14 protein-coding genes are annotated in these 18,696 nt (G+C 46.2%); 13 read left to right on the top strand and 1 reads right to left on the bottom strand.

What is annotated here, in order from left to right:
* Positions 1–94 precede the first annotated feature (94 nt).
* The 9 genes from WKT00_RS04690 to WKT00_RS04650 all read left to right on the top strand — a co-directional run bounded on the left by WKT00_RS04690 (position 95) and on the right by WKT00_RS04650 (position 10,935).
* The gene (locus WKT00_RS04690; protein WP_101695553.1) at positions 95–2,335 is read left to right on the top strand and encodes a heavy metal translocating P-type ATPase; all 2,241 of its coding nucleotides are present in this window, start codon (positions 95–97) and stop codon (positions 2,333–2,335) included.
* Positions 2,336–2,391: 56 nt separating this feature from the next.
* Positions 2,392–2,724: a metal-sensing transcriptional repressor gene (locus WKT00_RS04685; RefSeq protein ID WP_101695552.1), complete on the top strand. Its 333-nt coding sequence runs from the start codon at positions 2,392–2,394 to the stop codon at positions 2,722–2,724.
* A 12-nt stretch (positions 2,725–2,736) separates the two neighbouring features.
* A complete protein-coding gene (locus WKT00_RS04680; protein WP_101695551.1) occupies positions 2,737–2,931 on the top strand; it encodes a heavy-metal-associated domain-containing protein in 195 nt (64 codons plus the stop codon).
* Between the two features lie 7 nt (positions 2,932–2,938).
* Positions 2,939–3,502: a TetR/AcrR family transcriptional regulator gene (locus tag WKT00_RS04675; protein WP_101695550.1), complete on the top strand. Its 564-nt coding sequence runs from the start codon at positions 2,939–2,941 to the stop codon at positions 3,500–3,502.
* 156 nt (positions 3,503–3,658) lie between these two features.
* Positions 3,659–4,501, top strand: coding sequence for a DegV family protein (locus tag WKT00_RS04670; RefSeq protein WP_242962675.1), 843 nt, complete (start codon positions 3,659–3,661; stop codon positions 4,499–4,501).
* Between the two features lie 139 nt (positions 4,502–4,640).
* On the top strand, positions 4,641–5,822 hold the full coding sequence (locus tag WKT00_RS04665) for an exonuclease SbcCD subunit D (RefSeq protein WP_340261284.1): 1,182 nt from the start codon (positions 4,641–4,643) through the stop codon (positions 5,820–5,822).
* The gene (locus WKT00_RS04660; RefSeq protein WP_101695548.1) at positions 5,819–9,010 is read left to right on the top strand and encodes an SbcC/MukB-like Walker B domain-containing protein; all 3,192 of its coding nucleotides are present in this window, start codon (positions 5,819–5,821) and stop codon (positions 9,008–9,010) included. The genes WKT00_RS04665 and WKT00_RS04660 overlap by 4 nt, the downstream gene beginning before the upstream one ends.
* Before the next feature lie 30 nt (positions 9,011–9,040).
* Entirely contained in the window at positions 9,041–10,141 is a 1,101-nt protein-coding gene (gene glf, locus WKT00_RS04655) for a UDP-galactopyranose mutase (RefSeq protein ID WP_173814457.1), read from the top strand.
* 59 nt (positions 10,142–10,200) lie between these two features.
* Positions 10,201–10,935, top strand: a complete 735-nt coding sequence (locus tag WKT00_RS04650; protein ID WP_340261279.1) for a YoaK family protein — start codon at positions 10,201–10,203, stop codon at positions 10,933–10,935.
* Positions 10,936–10,942: 7 nt separating this feature from the next.
* On the opposite strand, the gene WKT00_RS04645 is transcribed toward WKT00_RS04650, so the two are convergent.
* Positions 10,943–12,418: a DUF1846 domain-containing protein gene (locus WKT00_RS04645; RefSeq protein WP_101695545.1), complete on the bottom strand. Its 1,476-nt coding sequence runs from the start codon at positions 12,416–12,418 to the stop codon at positions 10,943–10,945.
* 196 nt (positions 12,419–12,614) lie between these two features.
* Here WKT00_RS04645 and ftsH point away from each other — a divergent pair, with 196 nt between their 5' ends.
* From ftsH to WKT00_RS04625, 4 genes are all read left to right on the top strand, one after another.
* The gene (gene ftsH / locus WKT00_RS04640; RefSeq protein WP_101695544.1) at positions 12,615–14,549 is read left to right on the top strand and encodes an ATP-dependent zinc metalloprotease FtsH; all 1,935 of its coding nucleotides are present in this window, start codon (positions 12,615–12,617) and stop codon (positions 14,547–14,549) included.
* A 177-nt stretch (positions 14,550–14,726) separates the two neighbouring features.
* Positions 14,727–16,565, top strand: a complete 1,839-nt coding sequence (gene uvrC, locus WKT00_RS04635; protein WP_340261275.1) for an excinuclease ABC subunit UvrC — start codon at positions 14,727–14,729, stop codon at positions 16,563–16,565.
* 142 nt (positions 16,566–16,707) lie between these two features.
* Positions 16,708–17,634 carry an HPr(Ser) kinase/phosphatase gene (gene hprK, locus WKT00_RS04630; protein WP_101695542.1) on the top strand — a complete coding sequence of 309 codons (927 nt, stop codon included), beginning with the start codon at positions 16,708–16,710 and terminating at the stop codon, positions 17,632–17,634.
* A 15-nt stretch (positions 17,635–17,649) separates the two neighbouring features.
* The gene (locus WKT00_RS04625; RefSeq protein ID WP_173814453.1) at positions 17,650–18,579 is read left to right on the top strand and encodes an ROK family glucokinase; all 930 of its coding nucleotides are present in this window, start codon (positions 17,650–17,652) and stop codon (positions 18,577–18,579) included.
* Positions 18,580–18,696: the final 117 nt, after the last annotated feature.

Genomic DNA, 18,696 nt, shown 5'->3' with positions numbered 1-18,696 from the left:
AAATGTGGTGTCATCTTTTTTGTGGTATTGACAGGCGATAAAACTATTGATACTATATACCCATAAGGGGTATATTGGTGGAAGGAGGACAAGAATGGTTACAAGACAATATCAGATATCGGGTATGAGTTGTGCAGCCTGCTCCAGTGCGGTGGAACGAGTGACGCGGAAGCTGGAAAGTGTGACGCAGAGCAGTGTCAATCTGACAACCGGGCTTTTAACGATTACCTTTGACGAAAAGATTCTAACAGACGAAGCGATTATCAAAAAGGTGGAACGAGCCGGATTCGGGGCGGAACTCCATGTGGATAAGACGAAGCAGGAACAAAAAGAGGAGCAGGAACTGTTAGATCAGGAGGTGCAAAAAACCAAGCACCATATGATTGCCAACGTTATTCTGGCGATTCCACTTCTCTATATTTCCATGGGGCATATGGTCCCGTGGCCGATGCCTCTGCCGAGGTTTTTGGATATGCACTACAATCCGCTTCATTTTGCATTGGCCCAGATGGTGTTGACGCTGGTGATTCTGATCAATGGAAGAAAGTTCTATCTGGTAGGGTTTAAGAGTCTGCTGAAGGGACATCCCAATATGGATTCTCTGGTGGCAGTGGGAACGGGAAGTGCACTGATCTACAGTTTGGTTATGACCGTTGGAATTCCGAATCATCCAGATCATGTACATCAGCTCTATTATGAGTCGGCTGCCATTGTGGTAACTCTGGTTATGGTGGGAAAATATCTAGAGGGACGCAGTAAAAACAAGACTTCTGAGGCGATTAGAAAGCTGATGGAACTGGCGCCGGACACGGCAGTTCTTTTGGTTGACGGAGAACAAAGAGAGGTGCCGGTTGGAAGCGTCAAAATCGGAGATTGGCTGCTGGTGAAACCGGGTAGCAAGGTACCTTTAGACGGTGTCGTTGTGGAAGGGCACACCAGTGTAGATGAGTCTATGCTGACAGGTGAGAGTATTCCGGTGGAAAAAGAGCCTGGAGCACAGGTGATTGGAGGAAGTGTCAATTATCAGGGAGCGGTTACAGTTCAGGTGAGTCATGTAGGTTCTGATACAACTCTTGCAAAGATCGTAAAGATGATGGAGGACGCGCAAGGGAAGAAAGCGCCAATCTCCAAATTGGCAGATACGGTGGCGGGGTACTTTGTGCCGGCGGTGATGTGCATTGCCGTAGCGGCAGCAATTATATGGGCGCTTTTGGGACATGATTTGGCCTTTGTATTGACGATTTTTGTATCGGTATTGGTGATTGCGTGTCCTTGTGCCCTAGGGCTTGCTACACCGACAGCGATTATGGTAGGAACCGGACTGGGTGCAGGCAACGGAATTCTGATTAAGAGTGGGGAAGCGCTGGAAATTGCCCATAAAGTGGATGCGGTTGTGCTGGATAAGACGGGGACGATTACGACAGGAAAACCAGCGGTGATGGAGCGGATTTCCCATATAATGGATGTGGATGAAATGCTTCAAATTGCAGCATCCTGTGAACAAGTGTCGGAGCATCCGCTGGGACAGGCCATTGTGGAAGCAGCAAAAGAAAAGGGAATGGAACTTTATAAAGTTGAAGATTTCCAGAGCCTGACCGGAAAAGGAATTCGGGCGAAGATTGCCGGGAAGCAGTATGATATCGGCAATCGACGTCTGCTTGAGGAAATGGGGATTGTGCTTGGCGAATACGAAGAAGAAGCCAAAGCGATTGCCGGGAAAGGACAGACGCCGATGTATCTGGCGGAAGAGCAGAAGATACTGGGAATCATTAGTGTGGCAGATCCGATTAAAGATACAAGCAAAGAAGCAGTTCAGAAGATCCGAGATCTTGGGATTCAGGTATATATGCTCACAGGAGATAACCGTCTGACAGCAGAATATATTGGAGGCCAGGTGGGAGTAGATAAAGTGATTTCGGAAGTCCTTCCAAAGGATAAGGCATCTGTTGTGGAATGCTTGCAAAAGGAAGGTCGAAGGGTTATGATGGTAGGCGATGGCATCAATGATGCCCCGGCATTGGTTCAGGCAGATGTGGGAGCTGCCATTGGAAGCGGCAGTGATATTGCAATTGATTCCGGAGATCTGGTACTGATGAAATCCGATCTGAATGATGTTTATAAAGCGATTGCATTAAGCCATGCGACCATACGGAATATCAAACAAAATTTATTCTGGGCATTTTTCTATAACAGCCTTGGGATTCCATTGGCAGCAGGCGCATTGTATGCGATAAACGGAACACTTCTAAATCCAATCTTTGCGGGGCTTGCTATGTCTCTTAGCTCTGTGACGGTAGTTGGCAATGCACTTCGGCTTCGGAAGCTTAAGCTATAGAGAAATGATTTTGGTTTTCAGGATAGGAAAATGCCGGGAAAGAAGGAGGTCTCTTGATGGAAGAGCAGAAATGTCATGCCGATGAAGCAGGCACAAAGGGGTGTTGTACTGACAGGATCAAACATCGGGACGGCAAAGAGTATAAGGATCTGATCAATCGTCTGAACCGGATTGAGGGTCAGGTTCGCGGGGTGAAGAAGATGGTGGAAGAAGAACGTTACTGTGTGGATATCTTAACGCAGGTGACGGCAGTACAGGCGGCGCTTAATGCATTTAATAAAAAACTTCTTGCCAATCATATTCATACCTGTGTTGTGGATGATATCAAAGAAGGAAATCTTCAGGCAGTAGAGGAACTGTGTGACACGATTCAAAAATTAATGAAATAGGAGGAAATGAAAATGACAGTAATTAAAGTACCTGATATGCATTGTGAGAAATGTGTGGAAAGAATTCAGAATCTTTTACAGGAAGAAGGATTGAATTTTCAGGTGAGCCTGGAACAGAAAACGGTTACAATTGACGGCTGTGAAACCTGCGTTAAAACGGCGTTGGAAGCACTGGATGATCTTGGGTTTACACCAGAAATCGGCTAGGCGGAAGATGGAGAGAAATGACGGGTGCCCGAAGGTCTATCAGAAGGCACGAAAGACGAGAAAGAAGATCGGGGCAGCGCTGGTAGAGATGCTGGAATACAAACCGCTGGATAAGATTACCGTACAGGAACTTTGTGATCAGGCAGAAATTCACAGGAGTACGTTTTATAAACATTTCAGCAGTATTTTCGATGTGGTGGCATACATTACAAAGGAAATTACAGAAGCATTGATGTACCAGGCGGAGTCGGCTGCAGATGGAGATATCTACTTTGACTTTATTACGGACTTCTATCTGCGGTACCGGAAAGCGCTTCGCAATCTTTACCGAACACGTTACAGAGAAATGATGGTCAGCCAGATGAGTGAGATTATGGAGAGGTATTATCAGAAGCTTCTAAAAGAGTTAAGACGAGAGATAGAAGAAGATGTTCCGCTGGAATGGCTGGCAAAATATCATGCCGGAGGGATGATTACTGTGGGAAGCATTCTGTTGGATGAGAAGTACGATGATGAGGAATGCCGAAAGAAGTTAGCTGCTTTTTACCGCTATATTCTGATAAGAAAATAAAAATAGACAATTATACAATAAATGCATAAAAATACCCATATATTATATGTTTGTTGATTTCAATCTGATTACAACCTGATTTAAAATAGATGAAATAGAGATGAGGGAGAGGCAGATCTTAAGAAGAAATAACAAAGAACAAAAAGAGGTAGCGGTATGGGGAAAATCAGAATTATTACAGACACAGCGTCAGATATGACGACGGTACAGGCAGAGGAACTTGGAGTTATCAGAGTTCCGTTGTCAATCCGGTTTGGAGACGATGAGATGCCGATGGATACAGAGGAAGATTTCTCGGAATTTTTCCAGAGGATGGAAGAAGAGAAGGAACTGCCAACAACTGGACAGCCGTCGCCAGAGCTGTATATAGAAGAGTATGAAAAAGCGAAGGAAGCACAGGAAGATGTTTTGGTGCTTGCGTTGTCCGGCGGTTTAAGCGGTACGGTAAATGCAGCACGTCTTGCAAAAGATATTTGTGGTTATGAGAACGTATGGGTGGTGGATACCAGACAGGCGATTATTACACAGAGGATGCTGGTGGAGCATGCAGTTTCCTTACGAAAGAAAGGAATGTCTGCAGCAGAGATTGCGGCAGATATCGAATCGGTGAAAGATCGGCTGGTAGTCTGTGGAGTATTGGATACACTGACCAATTTAAGAAAAGGAGGACGGATTCCGCCAACCTTTGATGTGATTGGAAATGCCCTGAAGATTAAGCCGGTGATTGAGCTAAAAGACGGTGAGCTGGTGAAGATTGGAATCGCACGGGGAGCGCGTAAGGCGAAGGAGTTCCTGTGGAAAGAGTATGATGCCTGCGAGATCGATACGGATTGGCCGGTTTATACCGGATATACGTATGATAAAGAGAATGGAGAGATGTTCCGAAAAGAGACGCAGGAGAGGTATCATCTAAAAGAGTGTAAGATGGTAGCCGTAGGCGGGGTTATCGGGACCCATGTGGGAAAGAACTGTCTGGCGCTTGCATTTGTAAGAAAATAAGAAATAGCAAAGACCATGGAGAAAGGATTTTCCGAAACTCCATGGTCTTTTTCTGCTTGATAGACAGGAACGAAATAGTGTAAGATGGTGTCAGACATCATGTAACATGGACTGACGAAGGAAGGATCTGTATAGTATTATGAAATTTTTTCATTTGTCTGATTTGCATATCGGCAAGCAGCTTCATCATTACAATTTAAAAGAGGATCAAGAAGCAATTCTGCGTGAGGTGGTCTCATACGCGGAAAAAGAGCGTCCGGACGCCATTCTGATTGCCGGGGACATTTATGATAAGCCTGTGCCTTCTGCAGAGGCGGTAGCAGTCTTTGATGCATTTTTAACTCAGCTGTCAGAACTTCGTCCGGTGATCCCGGTACTTTTGATCAGCGGAAACCACGATTCTGCGCAGCGTCTTGACTATGCGTCTGGAATTTTAAGCCGTTATCAGATTCATGTGGCGGGGACGCTTCCGAAAAGAGAAGAAGAAATGTTGAAAAAGGTTACATTTTCGGACTCATATGGAGAGGTGGATGTCTATCTGCTTCCATTTTTGAAACCGTCTTATGTGCGGCAGCTGTTTTTGGAGAATCCCCCGGAATCTTACAAAGAGGCAGTAGAAAGAATGCTAAAGAGAGAGAAGATTTATGATCAGAATCGAAGAAATGTATTGGTTTCCCATCAATTTTACACGGGTGCAGGAGCATCCCCGGAAGGCTGTGACTCCGAAACGGTTACGGTAGGGGGCCTTGACAATGTGGATACTCGTGTGGTGGAGCAGTTTGACTATGTGGCTCTTGGACATCTTCACAGTCCGCAAAATGTAGGTAACGAAAGGATTCGTTACTGTGGAACCTTGTTGAAGTATTCGGTCAGTGAGGCGGAACACCAAAAGAGTATCACCGTTGTGACTTTGGGAGAGAAGGGAACGCTTCCGCAGGTGGAGTATCTTCCCCTTCATCCCCTCCGGGATGTGAAGAAGAAGCGCGGGACGCTGGAGGAAATTTTAAGAGAAGCAAAAGAGGAAGAACGAGGGGACTATATCAGTATCACATTAACCGATGAACAGGAACCTTATCAGCCAAAGGAACAGCTGCGGCAGGCATATGAGCGGATTTTGGAAGTGAAGATCGATAATACCCGGACTAGAAACCAGTTGTCCGAGGAGGAAGAGCTTCCCATTCAGACAGATCCGTTGTCGGTGTTTGCTGATTTTTATCAGGAGATGCAGGGACGTCCAATGAACGAAGAGGAATGGGAGATTATGAAGGGGATCTATGACCTGGCATCAGGAGAAGATGAGACGAAGGAGAGTGGAAGATGAGACCGGTAAGGCTTGAAATGTCGGCATTTGGATCTTATGCCGGGAAAGTGGAAATTGATTTTACACAGGTGAAGCAAGGTCTCTTTTTAGTGACAGGAGATACTGGCGCCGGAAAGACGACGATCTTTGATGCCATTACCTATGCGCTTTATGATCAGACCAGTGGCGGACGGCGGGATGGTAATATGATGCGAAGCCAATATGCACAAAAGGAGACGGACACATACGTGAAATATACCTTTTCCAGCAGCGGAAAATGCTATACCATACGCAGGAATCCGGAATATTTACGCCTGGGAAAACGGCGCGGTAAAGACGGATCCTTGCGTTATGTAAAGGAGGCGCCAGGGGTAGAGCTGATGCTTCCGGACGGCAGTGTTTATCAGGGAAAGAAGCGGGAGACAGATGCCAAAATTGCAGAGATTATGGGAATGGATGTGGATCAGTTTACACAGATTGCCATGATTGCCCAGGGAGATTTCCTGAAGCTTCTGCATGCGGAATCAAAAGAACGAAAAGCTATTTTTTCCAGAATTTTTCAGACCCGCCTGTATGCGGATGTGCAGGAGAATCTGAAGCGTTCGGCATCGGAGCTTTACAGCAGACTGGAGAACAACTTAAAAAGTGCGGGCGCACAGCTAAACCGTGTGGAGTATCTTGAATTATTGGAAGAAGAGGAAGAAAAGCGAAAGCGGTGGGAGGAATTACGAGAGTTGGAGGTGCTTCCCTATGAAGAGGTGCTGGAGAACTTAGAGTGGATGATTCAGCGCGGCAGACAGTGGGAGCTGAAGAAAGAGGAAGAGCAAAAAAGCCTGCAGGAGCAGTTGTATACATTGAATGGAACCAAAAAGGAGGCAGAGTCGATTCAGAAGCTTTGGGATTCTCTGAACAAGGTAAGAGAAAAACAGCAGGCGTTGGAAGAAGAAAGAGAAGCGGTTCAAAAAATAGAGAAGCGGTTATTGCTTGGAAAACAGGCGGAGCCGGTTCAAAGGCAAGAACTTTTGTATCGGCAGACAGAGAAAAGAGTGAAGGAACAAGAACAGCTGATTCGGAAGACAAAAGAGCAGTTAGAAGAAGAACGGCGGCTTCTTAAGGAGCGGATGCTTCAAAAAGAACAGGCTCGCATTTTCCGGGAAGAGGCGGAAGAAAGATGGATAGCTAACGGACCGAAACTTATGGATGCGATGGAGCGATATAGCCATATCGAAGAACTGGAAGCGGAGCTTAAGAAGAGGAAAAGCCAGAAAGAAACGCTTTGGAATCGACAGCGAGGATGGAAAGAAGAGGTACAAAGGGACAGAAAAGTGCAGCAGGAATGCCGGGAGAAGATGGATCTTTGTGCAGGCAGTAAGGAACGGCTTTTCAGTCTAAAGACACAGAAGAAAACGCTGGAAGAAGAGGAACGAAAGCTGGCAGAGCTGACAGAAAGAAAGAGCCAATTGGAGCGTCAGGAAGGAGAGATTCGTAAGGTTCAGGAGAAGGCGGTACATGACCGTCAGGCATACTTAAGTGCGCATGAGCGGTATGAGTTTTTTGCGCAGAATTTTTTGAAAGCGCAGGCAGGAATTCTTGCAAGGCAATTGGTGGAAGGAGAGGCTTGCCCTGTCTGTGGATCCAAAGTGCATCCGAACCCGTGTCAGATGGAAGGAGATACCCTTTCGCAGGAAGAAGTAAATCAGGCACGGAAGAGGAGGGATGAACTGGAACAGTTAAGAGACCAGTCGGAAGAGGCGTTTCGGACGAAAGCGGCGGATTACCGGGCAAGGTGGGAGGCGTTTGCGAAGGAGTGCGGGAAGCTTGGAATTGTCTGGGAGGAAGAAAAACGCACGGCAGAAAATAGCTGGGAACGGATCGGGCAGGCAGTTTTTCTAGCAGTGGATGGATGTGAACAGAGACTGAAGAAGTGTCAGCTGGAAATTGGACAGGCAGAAGAACAGCAAAGGCAGTATGAGAAAGCAAAAATGGCGGAACAGGAGCTTTCTGAGAGAATTCAAAAACTGGAACAGCATCTTTTGGAGGAAGAAGAGCCTTACCGGGAAGCAGAACGTAAGGTACAGATCTTAGAGGGAACGCTGCAGGCGGGAAGAGAAGCCCTTCCTTATGCGGCGAAGCAGGAGGCAGCCCGGCGTCTTCAGGAATTGAAGACTGAAAAAGCAGATGCCAGGCGTCGAATGCAGGAAGCGGAGGAACAGGAGCAGAAAAAAGCGTCTTTGGTACAGGAGCTGGAAGGTCGGATACAGGAGGCGGATCGGATGATAAAGAAGTGGTCTGCTGAGTGGGAGGAAGAGAAGAGAGCTTATGTCTTAAGTCTTGCCAGTCAGGGATTTGCGACGGAGGAAGCATACCAGAAAGCGCTTCTCTCAGAAGCAAAACAAGGAGAATTAGAAGAAAAGATAAAGGCCTATCGGGCAAGGGTTCATGAAGCTTCCGGGATGGAGCAGACACTCACCGCTGAGCTTGCCGGGCGGGCTCCTATGGATTTAAATGCCCTGGAGGTGCGTATATCTGAGACGGCTCAAAATCTTGAAACGGTACGAGAGCATCAGATGAAACTCCATGGAATGAATGCGAAGAATCAGGAAGTCTTGACCTATCTGATGGAGGCGTCGCAGAAGCAGGGGCAGCTTGAAAAACAGTATGCCGTAATCGGTAATCTGAGCCGGACGGCAAATGGTACTTTAAGCGGCAGTGTGAAGCTGGATCTGGAGACTTATGTACAGCGGCAGCATTTTCGGCAGATTATTCATGCAGCCAATCGGCGTCTGACAGAGATGAACGGCGGCGAATTCCTGCTGCGGTGCAGAAGTGTGGAGGATCTTAGCGGCAGAGGACAGACGGGACTTGATCTGGATATCTACCATGTGGCAAGTGACACGACCAGAGATGTCAAGACCCTGTCAGGAGGCGAGTCCTTTATGGCGTCCTTGTCTATGGCACTTGGATTGGCGGATATTGTACAGCGGACGGCGGGAGCTATTCATTTGGAAACCATGTTCGTGGACGAAGGCTTTGGATCGCTGGATGATCAGGCAAGAGAACAAGCCATTCGCGTGTTAAACAACCTTGCCGGTGGAAATCGATTGGTGGGGATTATTTCTCATGTCAATGAATTGAAGGAGCAGATTGACTGTAAGTTAGTTGTAACCAGGTCGGATCAGGGAAGTTTGGTTCACTGGGAAGAAGTGTAGAATGAATAGAGTAGTAGAAAGGAAACGATTATGAAATATGATTATCTGATCGTTGGTGCAGGGCTGTTTGGAGCGGTGTTCGCCCAACAGGCAAAACAGGCGGGAAAAACAGTTCTTGTGATCGATAAACGAAGCCACCTTGGCGGAAATGTGTATACAGAAGAGGTAGAAGGAATTCAGGTGCACCGATATGGCGCGCACATTTTCCATACCTCCGACCGGAAGATCTGGGAATATGTGCAGCAGTTTGCAGTGTTTAACCGCTACACCAACAGTCCGGTGGCAAGATACAAGGATGAGGTTTATAACCTTCCATTTAACATGAATACTTTTTATCAGATGTGGGGGGTTAAGACCCCTGAGGAAGCCAAAGAGAAGCTTAAGAGTCAGATCCGGGAAGCAGCCGTGTGCGAGCCTAAGAACCTGGAGGAGCAGGCTCTTTCACTGGTGGGAAAAGATATTTATGAAAAGTTGATTCGGGGATATACAGAGAAGCAGTGGGGGAAACGGGCGAAGGAACTTCCAAGCTTTATTATTCGGAGGCTTCCGGTTCGATACACCTATGATAATAATTATTTTAATGACAGCTATCAGGGAATCCCGGTGGGGGGATATACCCGGATGGTGGAACGGATGCTAGACGGAGTGGAGATCCGGTTGAATACGGATTATTTTCAGGCGAGAGAAGAGCTTGACAGACTGGCAGACCGGGTGGTATTTACCGGAATGATTGATGCATATTACGGAGAGTGTTATGGGAAGTTGGACTATAGAAGTCTTCGCTTTGAGACAGAAGTGATGGATACCCCTAACTATCAGGGAAATGCAGTGGTGAATTATACGGAGTATGAGGTTCCCTATACGCGGATCATTGAGCATAAGCATTTTGAATTTGGAACACAGCCAAAGACGGTGATCACCAGAGAGTATCCGGCGGACTGGACGGGGAAAGAGGAACCTTATTATCCGATCAATGACGAGAGGAATAATCGCTTATATGAGAAATATAAAGCACTTGCAGATCAGGAAGATCGGGTGATTTTTGGCGGGCGTCTGGGAATGTATCGTTATTATGATATGCACCAGGTGATTGCGGAAGCGCTGGAAAGTGCCAGAAAGGAGTTTTCCTGATTTCTAATATAGTTTCTAATATACAAGAGAAAAAAGACAGCAGGGGGATGAAGACGAAAATGAAGGAAGAAAAAAAGGAAGAACAACAGATACGAAAAGAGCAGCCAGGTAGAAGGATAAAGGGGCAGAGAATCCGGGATCGTCTGGCGATCCCGGTTCACGAAACGTTCCGTGTGGCGGCGCTTCTTGCTTTGGTGGGCGGATTCTTAGATGCCTATACATATTTGATGCGAGGAGGGGTATTTGCAAATGCCCAGACGGGAAATATGGTACTGCTTGGTCTGAAAATTGCAGAGGGGAATATAGAGAAGGCGGTCTATTATCTGATCCCGATTGCAGCATTTGCGCTGGGCGTATTTGTGACAGAGGTGATAAAAAAGTATGGAGCTATGCGGGAAATGGGGAGGCTGGAGCACTGGATTATCGCGATTGAGATGATTTTGATTCTGATTGTTGGATTCGTTCCACAAAGTGTACCTGACGCAGCGGTAAACATTACCATTTCATTTGTGTGCTCACTGCAGGTGAACAGTTTCCGAACGATGAAAAGTCTGCCCTATGCAACAACCATGTGCACAGGAAACTTGCGTTCCGGAACGGAAAAATTATTCCGTTTTTTGATTAATAAAGAAGACAAAGCAGGGATCCAAGCGGCTCACTACTTTGGAATCATAGGGATTTTTATCGTAGGAGCTATTCTTGGAGCCCTGCTTTGTGGAATCTTTGGAGTATATAGTGTCTGGATTTGCTGCCTGTTACTGCTGATCGTCTTTCTGACAATACGAAAGGCATAAAGCAGTATTAAAGGGCAGCATCCTTCTCATATTTGGCTTCAAAGGTTGCCTGTATGGATAACTTTTTGAATTGTTTCATATCTACGGATCCGACCATCACGGAGGTGTGTGCCTGACAGCCCTTCAGCTTTGGCAGCTGATTCAGCGCAAGCTGAGCGGTTTCATTAGTAGCGGCGCTGACAGAGAGGGCAATCAAGACCTCATCGGTGTGAAGGCGCGGGTTCTTGCTTCCCAGATACTGGGTCTTTAATTTCTGAATTGGCTCGATTGCTTCCGGGGAGATGACATGGCATTCGTGCGGGATTTCTGCCAGTTCCTTCAATGCGTTCAGAAGGAGAGCGGCAGATGCGCCCAGCAGATTGCTGGTCTTTCCGGTGACAATCCGACCATCGTGAAGCTGAAGTGCAGCGGCTGGCGCTCCAGTTTCTTTTTCTCTGTTTAATGCGGCGTCTACAACCGGGCGGTCGTGAACGGTAACGCCAACTTGATTCATCAGCATCTCAATCTTATCCACTTCAGCATCCGAACATGCGCCGATTAAGAGTCTGCGAAGAGAATCGTAATAGCGGCGGATAATCTCTTGACAGGATGCTTCTATACATGCATCATTGTCGCAGATGCAGTTGCCGGCCATATTTACCCCCATATCTGTTGGTGACTTGTAGGGACTCTCACCGTAAATGCGCTGGAACATTGCGTTTAATACAGGGAAGATTTCTACGTCGCGGTTATAGTTGACGGTTGTCTTTCCGTAAGCTTCCAAGTGGAACGGATCGATCATGTTGACGTCGTTTAAGTCGGCAGTTGCCGCTTCATAAGCTAAGTTGACCGGGTGCTTCAATGGGATATTCCAGATTGGGAAAGTCTCGAATTTGGCATATCCAGCGCTGATTCCGCGCTTGTGCTCATGGTAGAGCTGGGAAAGGCATACGGCCATTTTTCCGCTTCCCGGACCAGGTGCGGTTATTACAACCAGAGGGCGGGAGGTTTCGATATAGTCATTTTTTCCATAACCGTCTTCGCTGACAATCAGCGGAACATTGGATGGATATCCAGGGATCACATAGTGGCGGTATACCCGGATTCCGAGTTTTTCCAGACGGTTTTTAAACAGTGTTGCGGACTCCTGTCCGCTGTATTTGGTAATTACGACACTGCCTACATACAGGCCGTGTTCGCGGTAAACATCCATCAGGCGGAGGACATCAGAATCATACGTGATGCCAAGGTCGCCGCGGATCTTATTCTTTTCAATATCTTCGGCGCTGATTACAATGATAATCTCAGCTTGGTCTGCCAGTTGCTTAAGCATCCGAAGCTTGCTGTCCGGCTGGAATCCAGGAAGGACACGGGATGCATGATAGTCGTCAAATAGCTTTCCGCCAAATTCCAGGTACAGTTTGTTATCAAACTGATTGATACGCTCCCGGATGTGGGAAGATTGCATTTGAAGATATTTTTCGTTGTCAAATCCTTTTTTCATATGTACTCCTCTTGTTTGAATTAGGTTAATCGTCTTTATGGTAGTATAAACACTATCCTCTCAAGTATACTACAGGATATAGGTTGTTTACAATCTTTTCATAATGTTTTTATTGATTTCCAGAAAAGGGGTTCGTATAATGATAAGGTATCCTCTATATATAAGAAGATATAAGAGGAGGTACAGGAGGAGTAAGATGGACAATCAAAATAATAAGAACAAGCCGAATCCAAATAATAAAAATAATAAGCAGGGCTTTTCATTTGTGATTCTGGTTGCTGTAATTACCAGTATTCTGGTGTTAGCACTGTATCAATTCCAGGGCAGCGGAGCAGAAAAGGAAATCAGTTATGATAAATTCCTGCGTTTGGTAAAGACAGGACATGTAGAAGAAGTTGAAATTGAAAATGATAAAATCCTGATTAAGACAAAAGAAATGAAGGATAAAGATGGAAAGGAACAGCCATCCAGGAAATATTATACCGGTGTAGTGAATGATGAGAAGCTGCCGGAGACTCTGAACAGAGCTGGAGTAAAATACAGCCAGGAGATTCCTGATACAACATCGGCTGTGATCTGGCAGTTAGTTGCCACCTTCCTTCCGATTGCGCTTTTGGTGGGAATGATCGTATGGATGACGAGAAAGATGTCCAAAGGCGGAGGCATGATGGGCGTTGGAAAGAGTAATGCCAAGATGTATGTGGAAAAATCGACAGGCGTAACATTTAAGGACGTAGCAGGTCAGGACGAGGCAAAAGAATCGCTGCAGGAAGTAGTGGATTTCCTGCATAATCCGGGCAAATATACGAGCGTTGGAGCGAAACTTCCAAAAGGTGCGCTTTTGGTGGGGCCTCCGGGAACTGGTAAGACGCTTCTTGCCAAGGCGGTTGCAGGAGAGGCGAAGGTGCCGTTCTTCTCTTTAAGTGGTTCGGCATTCGTAGAGATGTATGTTGGAGTCGGAGCATCCAGAGTGCGTGATCTGTTCAAGCAGGCACAGCAGATGGCTCCATGTATTATCTTTATTGACGAGATCGATGCCATTGGAAAAAGCAGGGACAATCAGATGGGAAGCAATGATGAGAGGGAACAGACTTTGAATCAGCTTCTGGCAGAGATGGATGGATTTGAAAGCAATAAGGGACTGGTTCTTCTGGCAGCGACCAACCGTCCGGAAATTCTGGATCCTGCGCTTTTGCGTCCGGGACGATTTGACCGAAGAATTGTAGTGGAAAAGCCGGATCTGAAGGGAAGAGTTGATGTCTTAAAGGTGCACTCAAAAGACGTGCGTATGGATGAGACGGTTGATCTGGAGGCGATCGCACTGGCAACTTCCGGAGCGGTAGGATCTGATCTTGCCAATATGATCAATGAAGCTGCTATTAATGCGGTAAAACACGGAAGAAAGGCAGTTTCACAGGCCGATCTTTTTGAAGCCGTGGAAGTGGTTCTGGTTGGAAAAGAGAAGAAGGACCGTATTATGAGTCAGGAGGAGAGAAGAATCGTCTCCTACCATGAAGTGGGACATGCGCTGGTGAGCGCTCTTCAGAAGGATGCAGAGCCGGTACAGAAGATTACGATTGTTCCAAGAACCATGGGGGCTCTTGGTTATGTAATGCAGACACCGGAGGAAGAAAAGTTCCTGAATACCAAGAAGGAGCTGCAGGCAATGCTGGTTGGTATGCTGGCAGGACGTGCGGCAGAAGAAGTTGTATTTGATACGGTGACGACCGGGGCGGCCAATGACATTGAGAAGGCGACCAGTGTTGCCCGTGCAATGATTACACAGTACGGTATGAGTGAGAAGTTTGGCTTGATTGGCCTGGAATCAATTCAGAACCGATACCTGGACGGAAGACCGGTCAGCAACTGTGGACAGGAGACTGCTTCAGAGATCGATCAGGAAGTTATGGTAATGCTAAAAGCCGCATATGAAGAAGCAAAACGGATGTTGAGGGAACACCGGACATCATTGGATAAAATTGCGGCATTTCTGATTGAGAAAGAAACCATTACCGGAAAGGAATTTATGGAAATCTTCCATGAGGTGGAAGGAATTACACCAGATACGGAAGCAAAGCAGGAAGAGCGGATTGCGATGAATCCAGTAGAGCCAGAAGAGCTGGAGGGATAATAAGAAAGAGAGACACAAGGAGAGAAGATCGGAATGATTGGAAATCCAGTTGTCTCTCTTTTTATTGTTTTGTATCTGGACTTTCTTCTTTTCATTTTTTCTAAGTATGTGGTAAAATAATCGAACAAGATGCGACAGGGGAAAACCAGTCTGCTGTGAACATAAGAAGGAGAGCGTATGTTTGATATACAGGAGGAATTAAAAAAACTTCCGGGAAAACCGGGAGTCTATCTGATGCATGGTGAGAAGGATGAAATTATTTACGTTGGGAAAGCCATCAGTCTGAAAAACCGGGTAAGGCAGTACTTTCAGAGCAGCCGAAATAAAGGGGTTAAGATTGAACAGATGGTGACACATATCACGCGGTTTGAGTATATTGTGACGGACTCAGAACTGGAAGCTCTGGTATTGGAATGTAATCTGATTAAAGAACACCGGCCCAAATACAATACGATGTTGATGGATGACAAATCCTATCCATTTATCAAGGTGACGGTGGATGAACCTTATCCACGGGTATTGATGGCAAGGAAAATGGTGAAGGACAAAGCAAAGTACTTCGGGCCTTATACCAGTGCAGGAGCAGTGAAGGATACCATCGATCTGATTCACAAGCTGTATCATATTAGAACCTGCAGCCGCAGGCTTCCACGGGATATTGGGAAAGAGAGGCCTTGCCTGAATTATCATATTCACCAGTGTGAGGCTCCGTGTCAGGGATATGTTTCAGAGGAAGCATATCGAGAATCCGTCCGGGAAGTGCTTAGTTTCCTGGGGGGGAATTATGATGGAATCCTGAAAAGTTTAGAGGAGAAGATGCAGGCGGCATCCGAGGCGTTAGAATTTGAGAAAGCAATTGAATATCGGGAGTTGTTGTCCAGTGTTCAAAAGATTGCACAGAAGCAGAAGATTACCGATACGGCAGGAGAAGACAGGGATATACTGGCGGTTGCAACAGAAGAGGAAGATGCTGTGGTACAGGTATTCTTTATCCGCGGGGGAAGACTGATCGGACGAGATCATTTTTATTTAAAAATAGCAAAGGGAGATCTTCCGGGAGAGATTCTTTCCAGCTTTATTAAACAGTTCTATGCGGGTACCCCGTACATTCCTTCCGAACTGATGCTGCCGGAGAAGGTAGAAGATCAGGAAGTGCTGGAAGCCTGGCTCTCAGAACGCAGAGGTCATAAGGTTCACTTTCGGATTCCCCAAAAAGGAAGCAAGGAAAAATTGGTAGAATTGGCGGCGAAGAATGCGGCACTTGTGCTTAGTACAGACAAAGAGCGCCTGAAACGAGAAGAAGGTAGAACCATTGGTGCAGTAAAAGAACTGGAGAAGCTTTTGGGGCTTTCGGGACTGGTACGGATGGAAGCGTTTGATATTTCCAACACCAGCGGATTTGCATCAGTCGGTTCTATGGTGGTCTACGAGAAAGGAAAACCGAAACGCAACGATTACCGGAAATTTAAGATTAAAAGTGTGCAGGGACCGGATGACTATGCAAGTATGAATGAAGTCCTGACCAGGAGGTTTGAACATGGCCTTAGGGAAAGGGAGGAAGGAAAAGAGAAGGATGGATTTACCGCCTTCCCGGATTTGATCCTGATGGATGGAGGAAAAGGACAGGTTAACATTGCACTGTCAGTGCTGGAAAGGCTTCGCCTTCCGATTCCGGTCTGCGGAATGGTAAAGGATGATAATCATCGTACAAGGGGGCTGTATTTCCAAAATCAGGAAATTCCCATCCGAAGGGATTCCGAAGCATTTAAGCTGATTACCAGGATTCAGGATGAGGCGCACAGATTTGCGATTACTTTCCATAGGAATTTAAGAAGTCAGGTACAGGTTCATTCGATATTGGATGATATTCCGGGTGTCGGTCCGGCCAGACGAAAAGACCTGATGCGCCACTTTGAAAACCTGGATCAGATTCGCAGTGCGACGGTAGAAGAGCTGAAAAAGCTGCCATCCATGAATGAAAAATCAGCGAGGGATGTCTATAACTTTTTTCACTGATGTGGTATAATGATTGCATTATATGCAATCCACGGCTTGAAAAGTAAATACCTTTGCGGGTGCTTCCTTTTCTGCGCTCGTGGTATAATGAAAAACAGTGATCAGAAACAGGGAAAAAGCGGCTTAGAGGAGAGGAAATGATATGGCAAATGATGTAAAATTAAAAGAAATGGTAGAGAGAATGAACTTGAAGAACCTTACGCCGGACGTGGATATGGCAAAGAAACGAATTGAGGTACCGGATGTCAATCGTCCGGCTTTGCAGCTGTCGGGTTATTTTGAGCATTTTGACTGCGAACGGGTTCAGATTATTGGATATGTAGAGTATACCTTTTTAGAGAAGATGGCAGACGATAAGAAAGAGGAGATTTACAGTACGCTTTTGTCTTATCAGATCCCATGTATTATTTTCTGCCGGAATCTTCCGCCGGAGGAGTTGTTCTTAAAGATGGCGGAAAAAGCAGGAGTTCCGGTGTTTATTACAGAGAAAAAGACGTCAGAATTTACATCTGAATTAATCCGCTGGTTGAATGTCCAGCTTGCACCGTGCATTTCCATTCACGGTGTGTTGGTAGATGTATATGGTGTCGGCGTGCTGATCATGGGAGAGAGTGGCATCGGAAAGAGCGAGGCTGCGTTGGAGCTGATCAAAAGAGGTCACCGTCTTGTCAGCGACGATGTGGTGGAAATCCGCAAAGTCAGCGATGAGACACTGGTGGGAACAGCGCCGGATATTACTCGTCACTTCATTGAACTTCGAGGCATTGGAATTGTGGATGTAAAGACTCTGTTCGGTGTGCAGAGTGTGCGGGAAACGCAGAATATTGATCTGGTAATCACACTGGAAGACTGGAACAAAGAGAAAGAATATGACCGGTTGGGACTGGAAGAAGAGTATACGGAATTTTTGGGAAATAAGGTGGTATGCCATCAGCTCCCGATTCGTCCGGGACGAAATCTTGCAATTATTGTAGAGACGGCTGCGATCAATCACAGACAGAAGAAGATGGGATATAATGCGGCACAGGAATTATACAAACGTGTACAGCAGAATCTGGCAAGAAAATAAAAGGAGAAGAAAAAGATGAAATATTGTTTTGGTGTTGATATTGGAGGAACAACGGTAAAGATGGGGCTGTTTACAACAGAAGGGGATCTGTTGGATAAATGGGAAATAAAAACCCGTACCGAAAATGGCGGCGAGGCAATTCTGCCTGACATTGCCAGATCTTTGCAGGAGAAGATGGAAGAAAAGAAGATCAAGGAGCTGCAGATGTCCGGAATCGGAGTGGGGGTGCCGGCACCGGTAGGAAGTGACGGAATTGTAAAAAACACAGCAAATCTTGGCTGGGGATATAAAGAAGTGAAAAAAGAACTGGAAGAACTGACCGGCCAAAGGGTGAAGGTTGGCAATGATGCCAATGTAGCTGCGCTTGGTGAGATGTGGCTGGGAGCTGGAAAGGGTCAGAAGAATATGGTGATGGTAACGCTGGGAACCGGTGTTGGCGGCGGCGTTATCATTAATGGCAAACCAGTTGTAGGAGCACATGGTGCAGGAGGCGAGATCGGTCATATCTGTGTAAATGAGAAGGAGACGATTTCCTGCGGCTGTGGGAAAAAGGGCTGTCTGGAGCAGTATGCATCAGCTACGGGTATCGTAAGACTTGCCAAGGAACGTCTTGCAAAAGATGAAGCGCCGTCTTTTTTAAGAGAAGGTGAAGTAAGCGCCAAAGCGGTTTTTGATGCGTTGAAAGAAGGAGACGTTGTTGCAGAAGAGATCGTGAAAGAATTCGGACAGTACTTAGGTCACGCGATGGCTAATGTGGCCGTGATTGTAGATCCGTCTGTGATTGTAATTGGCGGCGGCGTATCAAAAGCGGGAGAGATTCTTCTGAAATATGTAGAAAAAGCTTTTAAAGAAAGAGAATTTTTCGCCAATGCAGGAACGAAATTCGTATTAGCTACGCTGGGAAATGATGCGGGAATCTGTGGGGCTGCAAAGCTGATTTTATAAAAAGCAGAAAGGTTCTCATCATAAAAAATACTTTCAAAATTGGAAGGACTATAGTATAATATAGAATAATATAGTTCAATTCAGGCTGAATCAGGCTGAAATTCCCGTTAATGATGA

The organism is Dorea sp. ICN-14282, from assembly GCF_037890115.1.
GTDB lineage: Bacteria > Bacillota > Clostridia > Lachnospirales > Lachnospiraceae > Dorea_B > Dorea_B phocaeensis.
This window is presented reverse-complemented; position numbering and strand designations above follow the sequence as displayed.